Raw genomic sequence first — 7,679 nt, 5'->3', positions numbered from 1 at the left:
TTTGAAGACGCGTCGAACATGCCAGAAACTGGTTCATCACTCAGATCGAGGTGTGCAGTACTGCTCGGCGCTTTATCAAAAGCTCCATGCCAAGCATGGCATCACGTGCTCAATGACTGATGGCTACGACTGCTACCAAAACGCCCTGGCAGAGCGGGTCAACGGCATCTTGAAGACAGAGCTCTTGCTCCACCGGCCGACAGACTTGGCGCAAGCGGAGCAAATGGTGCGGGAGGCGATCTTGATCTACAACCAGGAGCGCCCGCACCTGTCCTTAAAATACAAAACGCCCGATGCGGTGCATCGGGCGTTAGGATGAGACAGGTGTAAACCTATTTCAGGACTAGACACAGCGACAACGAGATCATCGGTGGCACCGGCAACGACTGGCTGTGGGGCGGCGCCGGCGCTGATCACTTCGTGGGTGGCGAAGGCTTCGATACCGTCAGCTATAGCGACAGCCTCGAGGGTGTGAGAGTCCAGGACTTCGAGAACTACGACGCATTGACCATCGCCGCTGGCGACACCTTCACCGGCATCGAGGCGATTCAGGGATCGAATTTCGATGACGTGGTGTATCTGCTCGATAACGCCATGATCGTGGATGGCGCTGATGGTTACGACACCGTGAGCTACCGCCTCTCCTGGGACGGCGTCAATATCGGCATTGGTCAGCAGGCAGGTGCTCCGGATGTCACGTTGGTGAACGTGGAGAAAGTCATCGGTACGCCGTTCGCTGACCACTTCACCGCCAACGTCGGCGGCCTGACCCTGGAGGGCGGCGCGGGTGATGATGTGTACACGATCAACAGCGAGGGCGTGACCATCGTCGAGCAGAATTTCCCCGGTGGCATCGATCAACTGAACACCAGCCTGTCGTCGATGCACATGGCTGCGTTCATCGAGAACATGACCTACACCGGCACTGCGGACTTCACTGGATACGGTAATGACGAATCCAACAGAATCATCTCCGGTGCCGGCAATGACGTCCTGTCGGGTGGCGCGGGCGGTGATCGCTTTGAGGGCGGAGCCGGTATCGACATCGTCAGCTACGACGACAGCAACGAAGGGTTGAGCGCCTCGCTGGGCTGGGGGCCGCAAAGCGGTATCGCGCTCTACGATACCTACGTCGATATTGAAGGGCTGCGCGGTAGCCGGTTCGATGACTTCCTGCGAGGCGACTCGGGTGACAACGTCCTCGAAGGCGGGTCTGGTAGTGACCAGATTGTGGGTGGCGATGGCAATGACTATCTCTATGGCGGACTGAAATCCGGTCTCGACACAAATGTCGCGCAGGCCGACTTGCTGTCTGGCGGTTCGGGCGATGACGTCATCGTCAGTGTCGTGAATGACCTGGGTACATTGGCCCATGGAGACGAGGGCGATGACACCGTCACGGTCAACCGCGGCGGTGCCTACGGTGATGAAGGCAATGACGTGCTGACCGGGACCGGCAGCAACTACATGCTGTTCGGTGACAGCGGTAATGACGTGCTGGTTCTCAACCTAGCGGGCCAGTCCGGCACTGGCGGCTTCGCGTTCGGCGGTACGGGTGATGACACCTATGTCGTGAACACCACCGGGCTGGTAACGATTCAGGACGAAGGCTGGGACCTCAATGACACGCTGATCCTGAATACTGTCGCCAATCTCAGCCAGCTGAACGTCACTCGCATCGGTGATGACGCCTATCTGCATGGCGCCAACGACGGCAGCGTCGGCGTTCCCGACAGCGGCGTGAAACTGCAAGGCTGGTACGCCGAGTCTGCCGGGTATCCCGGGTATGCCGGGTACAACAAAATCGAGCATCTGCAGACCGCTGACGGCCAGGTCTACGACCTGCCGGCCACGATCGATGGATTTGCGATGTTTGGCTGATCCGTCCGACTCATTGAAGTAGCTTGATGAAAGGGATGATTCCGGCAACGGATTCATCCCTTTTTCATGTCCGGATGTCCCGCCGACGCAGGGCTGGCGGAGCTGGCGCGTTTCCTGCAAGTCCCCCTCAAATCGCCATAAAACGAGCGCTCGCGGTCATTCACCTGCGCCCGGACTGGCAAAGGTTCAGCCGCAAAGGCCTGCAACAGCGAGGCCAAGCCCTGTGACGTAGAAGAGGGGAGACGATGAAGGCAGTTATTTTGGCGGGTGGCCTCGGCACGCGCATCAGTGAAGAGTCGCACCTCAAGCCCAAGCCAATGATCGAGATCGGCGGCAAGCCAATTCTCTGGCACATCATGAAGCAGTATTCCGCCCACGGAATCCACGACTTCGTGATCTGCCTCGGCTACAAGGGCTACGCGATCAAGGACTTCTTCGCCAACTACTTCCTGCACACCTCCGACGTCACGTTCGACATGCGCAACAACCGCATGGACGTTCACCAGAACTACAGCGAGCCGTGGAGCGTCACCCTGATCGACACCGGCGAGGAAACCATGACCGGCGGCCGTCTGCTGCGTGCCGGCCGTTACCTCAAGGACGAAGAAGCGTTCTGTTTCACCTACGGCGACGGCGTCTCCGACATCAACATTGCGCAACTGGTCGACTACCACAAAGGGCACGGCCGTCTGGCGACCGTCACCGCCGTGCAGCCGCCGGGCCGTTACGGCGCCCTTGAACGGCATGGTGATCAGGTCCTCGGCTTCACCGAAAAACCGCGCGGCGACGGCGGCTGGATCAATGGCGGCTTCTTCGTGCTGTCGCCAAAAGTGCTGTCGTATATCGCTGGCGACGAAACTACCTGGGAAGCGGAGCCATTGGCTCGACTGGCCCAGGACGAACAACTGAAAGCCTTCGAGCACGAAGGCTTCTGGCATCCGATGGACACCCTGCGCGACAAGAACCATCTCGAAGCGCTGTGGCAGAGCGGGGAGGCCCCATGGAAGCAATGGGCCTGAGTTCTGAGTTCTGGCGCGGCAAGCGGGTTCTGGTCACCGGGCATACCGGTTTCAAGGGCAGTTGGCTGACCCTGTGGCTGCAAAGCCTCGGCGCGCAGGTCAGCGGTTTTTCCCTCGATCCGTCGACCGAGCCGAGTCTGTTTGAACTGGCGCGCGTGCACGAAGGCATCAACGATCAGCGCGGCGACTTGCGTGATCTGGGCGCCTTGCTCGAGATCATCGCCGACACCGAACCGGAGATCGTCCTGCACCTGGCGGCCCAGCCGCTGGTGCGCGAAGGCTATCGCGATCCGCTCGGCACTTATTCCAGCAACGTCATGGGCACCCTCAACTTGCTCGAAGCGATTCGTCAGGTCGGTTGCGTGCGGGCCTGCGTGCTGGTGACCACCGACAAGGTCTACGCCAACAAGGAATGGCTGTGGCCGTACCGCGAGGACGAAGCCCTCGGTGGCCACGACCCTTACAGCAGCAGCAAAGCCTGTTGCGAGTTGCTGGCGCAGTCTTACGCGGCATCGTTTTTCCCGGCCGACAAGTACGCCGAGCACGGTCTGGCCCTGGCCACTGCGCGCGCCGGCAATGTGCTGGGCGGCGGCGATTTCGCCCCAGAACGGCTGATTCCCGATGTACTGAAAGCCTGGTCGGCCGACGAGCCGGTGACCCTGCGTTACCCGCAAGCCGTGCGCCCGTGGCAGCACGCGCTGGAGCCGCTGGCCGGCTACCTGCAACTGGCCGCCGGGCTCTACGAACAAGGCCCGGAATACGCCGGGGCGTGGAACTTCGGCCCGGGCGAAGCAGACATGTGCAGCGTCGGCGAAGTGGTTGAACTGCTCTCCAACCGCTGGCCTCAGGCCCGTGGCCTGCGCCTCGAAAAGAGTGACCTGCACGAAGCCGGTCTGCTGCGCCTGGACAGCAGCCGCGCCCGTCAGGTGCTGGGCTGGCAACCGCGCTGGTCGTTGCAGCAATGCCTGACCCAGACCCTCGACTGGCACCTGGCGTGGCAGAACGGTGACGACATGCGCACCGTGACCCTCGGCCAACTGAACCTGTACCGGGGCGCGCTGTGAGCGAGTTTTCCTTGAAACCGTTGCCGCTGGCCGGGTTGTTCAGCGTCCAGCACAAACGCTTCGAAGATCAGCGCGGGCACTTCGCGCGGTTGTTCTGCGAGGGCAGTTTGAAGGCGTTCGGCAGTGAATTTCACATCCGCCAGATCAACCATTCCTGCACCCGCGAGAAGGGCAGCGTGCGCGGTCTGCATTACCAGAATGCCAACGCGCCGGAAGCCAAACTGATCACCTGCCTGCGCGGTGAAGTGTGGGACGTGGCGGTGGACCTGCGCCCGGATTCCGAAACCTTCCTGCACTGGCACGCCGAGCACCTGAAGGCCGGTGACGGACGCAGCCTGCTGATTCCGGCCGGTTTCGCTCATGGTTTCCAGACCCTCACCGAAGACGCCGAACTGCTTTATCTGCACAGCGCCGATTACGCGCCGGAGCACGAGGGCGGCCTGTCGGTGAACGATCCACGGCTGGCGATTGCCTGGCCGTTGCCTGTCAATAATTTGTCAGCGCGTGATTCCAGCCATCCCGCGCTCGATCAACACTTTGCTGGAGTGCGTCTATGAACTGCCGTGGGTGCGCCGCACCGCTGAGCCTGCCGCTGATCGACCTCGGTACCTCGCCACCGTCCAACGCCTATGTGCATGCCGATCGGCTGGAGCAGGCCGAACAATGGGTGCCGCTGAAGGTCGCCGTGTGCCAGCAATGCTGGCTGGTGCAGACCGAGGATTACACCTCCGCCGACAGCCTGTTCGACGCCGAGTATGCCTACTTCAGTTCGTTCTCCAGCACCTGGCTGGCCCACGCCGAGCGTTATGTGGCCCAGATGGTCGAGCGCTTTGGCCTGACCGCTGACAGCCGCGTGGTGGAAGTCGCCGCCAACGACGGCTACCTGCTGCAATACGTGGCCGGTCGCGGCATCCAGTGCCTGGGCGTCGAGCCGACCCGCAGCACCGCGCAGGCAGCACGGGAAAAAGGCCTGGAGATTCGTGAACTGTTCTTCGGTCGCGATACCGCCACCCAGCTGAAAAGCGAAGGCTGGGCCGCCGACCTGATGGCCGCCAACAACGTGCTCGCCCACGTGCCGGACATCAACGATTTCCTCGGTGGTTTCGCTGCGCTGCTCAAACCGACCGGCGTCGCCACCTTCGAATTCCCGCAACTGCTGACGCTGATGGCCGGCGCGCAGTTCGACACGCTGTATCACGAACACTATTCGTACCTGTCGTTGACCGCCGTGCAGACCCTGTGCGAGCGCAACGGCCTGGAAGTGTTCGACGTCAGCCAGCTGACCACCCATGGCGGATCGCTGCGGGTGTTCGTCCAGCGCAAGGACGGCGAACGCCGCGCCGTGCAGCCTGCCGTGCAGCAGCAGTTGCAGGCCGAGCTCGACGCCGGGGTGAAAAGCGCCGAGTACTACGCGACGCTGGCGCCGGCTGCCGAACGGATCAAGCATGATCTGCTGCGTTTCCTGTTGCAGGCCAAGGCCGACGGCAAACGTGTGGTCGGCTACGGCGCCGCTGCCAAGGGCAACACCTTGCTCAACTATGCCGGGGTCAAACCGGATCTGCTGGCCTGGGTCGCCGATGCCAACCCGCACAAGCAGGGCAAGTTTTTGCCGGGCAGCCGCATCCCGATTGTCGCGCCGGCGCAGATCGATATCGAGAAGCCGGATTACGTGCTGGTGCTGCCATGGAACCTGTTGCACGAAGTCAGCCAGCAGCTGGCTCAGGTGCGTCAGTGGGACGGTCGCTTCGTGATCGCCGTGCCTGAGTTGAGCGTGCTGTGAAGGTTCTGGTCACCGGGGCCACGGGCTTCGTCGGTCGTCATCTGGTCGCGGCGTTGCTGGCCCGTGGTTGCACGGTGCGGGCGGTGGCGCGCGATGTGCAGAAAGCTGCGGACATGCCGTGGATCAAGGACGTCGAGTTCGTGAGCGCGGATATTCACGCGGCGGATCTGAATGTCGCGGCGCTGACCAAGGGCGTCGATGCACTCGCGCACCTGGCCTGGCCGGGGTTGCCGAACTATCGGGCGCTGTTCCATTTCGAGCACAACCTGATGGCCGACTATCGCTTCATCAAAGGCGCGGTAGAGGCGGGCGCGAAGCAGGTGCTGGTGACCGGCACCTGCTTCGAGTACGGCATGCAGAGCGGCCCGCTGAGCGAGCAGAACGACGCGCAGCCGGCCAATCCTTACGGTTTGGCCAAACACACGCTGCACCTGTTTTTGCAACATCTGCAGCAGGAGCATCCGTTCACCCTGCAATGGGCGCGGCTGTTCTATCTGCACGGTAAAGGGCAGAACCCCAACAGTCTGCTGGCGGCGCTGGACCGGGCGATCGACGCCGGCGATGCGACGTTCAACATGTCGGCCGGTGAGCAGCTGCGGGACTTCCTGGCGATTGAAACGGCTGCCGCGTATCTCGCCGCGATCCTGCACAAACGCGATTTCGCCGGCACGATCAACTGCGCCAGCGGCCAGCCGGTTTCGGTGCGGTCGCTGGTCGAACAGCACGTGCGTGAACGCGGCGCGACCATCGGCCTGAACCTCGGCCATTACCCGTATCCGACCCACGAACCGCTGGCGTTCTGGGCGGTGACCGAGCGCTTGCAACAGTTATTGGGAGAGCCGCAATGAGGCACGAGTTGTATCGGGTCAGCGACCTGCCGGTGCTGCAGAACCGCACCTTTGCCGATCCCGAATCGGCGAAGGCATCGGCCAGCGCCGACATGTTGCTGGTGCAGGATGAACGCAGCGGTCTGATCTTCAATGCGGCGTTCGACGCCGACAAGCTCAGCTACGACGCCGACTACCAGAACGAGCAGGCGCATTCCGGCCAGTTCCAGAAGCACCTGAGCGATGTCGAAGGCATCATTGCCCGGCACTTCAAGGGTCAGGAACTGATCGAAGTCGGCTGCGGCAAAGGCTATTTCCTCGAGTTGCTCAAAGGTTTGGGCTACCGCATCACCGGCATCGACCCGGCCTATGAAGGCGATAACGCCGACGTGATCAAGGCCCCGTTCACCCAAGGTCTGGGCCTTGAGGCGGACGCCATCGTGCTGCGTCATGTGCTGGAACATATCCAGGATCCGCTGGGCTTTCTGGCGGTGATCGCCGAAGCCAACCAGGGCGGCGGGCAGATCTACATCGAAGTGCCGTGCTTCGACTGGATCCTCGAACACCGAGCCTGGTTCGATCTGTTCTACGAGCACGTCAATTACTTCCGTCTCGATGACCTGCGCCGGATGTTCGGCACCGTGCACGAGGCCGGTCACCTGTTCGGTGGCCAATACCTGTACATCGTCGCTGACCTTGCCACGTTGCGCCTGACCCCGGAACAACCGGTGCCACGCCTGGCCTTGCCGGACGATTTCACCGCCAGCCTCGAGCGCGCGGTGCAGATCATCCAGGGTGCACCCGAGCAGGGTTCGGCGATCTGGGGCGCCTCGTCCAAAGGCGTGATCTATTCGCTGTTCCTGCAACGCGCCGGCGTGGCGGTGGATCGCGTGGTCGATATCAACCCGGCCAAGCAGGGGCGTTACCTGCCCCTGAGCGGCGCCCGGGTGTCCTCGCCGCAAGAGGCGATGGACGCCTTGCCCGAGGGCGCCAACCTGTTTGTGATGAATTCCAATTACCTCGAAGAGATCAAGCGGATGACCGGTGGACGTTACGTCTATCACGCCGTCGACAGCGCTTCGTTCCAGTGACCCTTGAGATTTTGAAA

7 protein-coding genes and 1 pseudogene are annotated in these 7,679 nt (G+C 62.0%); all 8 read left to right on the top strand.

The genetic code is table 11. The features are described from left to right. A pseudogene (locus tag BMZ46_RS12000) lies at nucleotides 1-347 on the top strand (transposase); the annotation flags it as partial. A 73-nt stretch (nucleotides 348-420) separates the two neighbouring features. Then, nucleotides 421-1,881, top strand: coding sequence for a calcium-binding protein (locus tag BMZ46_RS11995; RefSeq protein ID WP_254778397.1), 1,461 nt, complete (start codon nucleotides 421-423; stop codon nucleotides 1,879-1,881). Between the two features lie 245 nt (nucleotides 1,882-2,126). Beyond that, entirely contained in the window at nucleotides 2,127-2,900 is a 774-nt protein-coding gene (rfbF, locus tag BMZ46_RS11990) for a glucose-1-phosphate cytidylyltransferase (protein ID WP_007958332.1), read from the top strand. Next, the gene (rfbG, locus tag BMZ46_RS11985; RefSeq protein WP_074687524.1) at nucleotides 2,882-3,964 is read left to right on the top strand and encodes a CDP-glucose 4,6-dehydratase; all 1,083 of its coding nucleotides are present in this window, start codon (nucleotides 2,882-2,884) and stop codon (nucleotides 3,962-3,964) included. The genes rfbF and rfbG overlap by 19 nt, the downstream gene beginning before the upstream one ends. Continuing rightward, nucleotides 3,961-4,521, top strand: a complete 561-nt coding sequence (gene rfbC / locus BMZ46_RS11980; protein WP_007958330.1) for a dTDP-4-dehydrorhamnose 3,5-epimerase — start codon at nucleotides 3,961-3,963, stop codon at nucleotides 4,519-4,521. Before rfbG ends, rfbC begins: the two co-directional genes overlap by 4 nt. Beyond that, entirely contained in the window at nucleotides 4,518-5,744 is a 1,227-nt protein-coding gene (locus BMZ46_RS11975) for a class I SAM-dependent methyltransferase (RefSeq protein WP_074687525.1), read from the top strand. The genes rfbC and BMZ46_RS11975 overlap by 4 nt, the downstream gene beginning before the upstream one ends. Further along, on the top strand, nucleotides 5,741-6,592 hold the full coding sequence (locus BMZ46_RS11970; RefSeq protein WP_074687526.1) for an NAD-dependent epimerase/dehydratase family protein: 852 nt from the start codon (nucleotides 5,741-5,743) through the stop codon (nucleotides 6,590-6,592). The genes BMZ46_RS11975 and BMZ46_RS11970 overlap by 4 nt, the downstream gene beginning before the upstream one ends. Continuing rightward, nucleotides 6,589-7,662 carry a class I SAM-dependent methyltransferase gene (locus BMZ46_RS11965; RefSeq protein WP_074687527.1) on the top strand — a complete coding sequence of 358 codons (1,074 nt, stop codon included), beginning with the start codon at nucleotides 6,589-6,591 and terminating at the stop codon, nucleotides 7,660-7,662. The genes BMZ46_RS11970 and BMZ46_RS11965 overlap by 4 nt, the downstream gene beginning before the upstream one ends. Nucleotides 7,663-7,679 lie beyond the last annotated feature (17 nt).

The sequence above is a fragment of the Pseudomonas sp. NFIX49 genome, from assembly GCF_900115915.1.
Classification (GTDB): Bacteria; Pseudomonadota; Gammaproteobacteria; order Pseudomonadales; family Pseudomonadaceae; genus Aquipseudomonas; species Aquipseudomonas pharyngis.
This window is presented reverse-complemented; position numbering and strand designations above follow the sequence as displayed.